The sequence below is a fragment of the Paenibacillus agri genome, from assembly GCF_013359945.1.
Classification (GTDB): Bacteria; Bacillota; Bacilli; order Paenibacillales; family Paenibacillaceae; genus Paenibacillus_AQ; species Paenibacillus_AQ agri.
In genome coordinates this window covers 1-401 of record NZ_JABWCS010000133.1, presented here as the reverse complement: position 1 = coordinate 401, position 401 = coordinate 1, and the positions used below count along the sequence as shown (strand labels likewise).

The window sequence follows — 401 nt, the reverse complement described above, 5'->3', positions numbered from 1 at the left end:
TTACTTCCAAATCTCAGGTTTAGGCCTGTTACTCACTCGTTGCTCAGTTTTGAGAGTTTAAGCTCTCAGTTTCTGAAAGGTTTGGACGATCACGTTAGTGTCGTTAAACGTTTCAGACTCAAACTTGATCCTTGAAAACTGGATACCGAAACGAATTTGCGTTTTAGAACATCTTTTAGCTGAAACTTGTGTAAGCAAGTTGAAATAGTTATTAGTTGCAACAATCGTATTCGCGAAGAAGTTGGCTTTGAAGCAATTCAATGTCCAATATTTCTCCTGCGGAGAAAATTGAGGTTAAGCTAATAAGAGCACACGGAGGATGCCTAGGCGCCAGGAGCCGACGAAGGACGTGGCGAACAACGAAACTGCCTCGGGGAGCTGTAAGCAAGCTTTGATCCGGG

Annotated in this window: 1 rRNA gene; it reads left to right on the top strand. The window is 43.4% G+C overall.

Annotated features, from left to right (window positions below):
* Positions 1–292: 292 nt before the first annotated feature.
* A 23S ribosomal RNA gene (locus tag HPT30_RS00660) occupies positions 293–401 on the top strand; the annotation flags it as partial.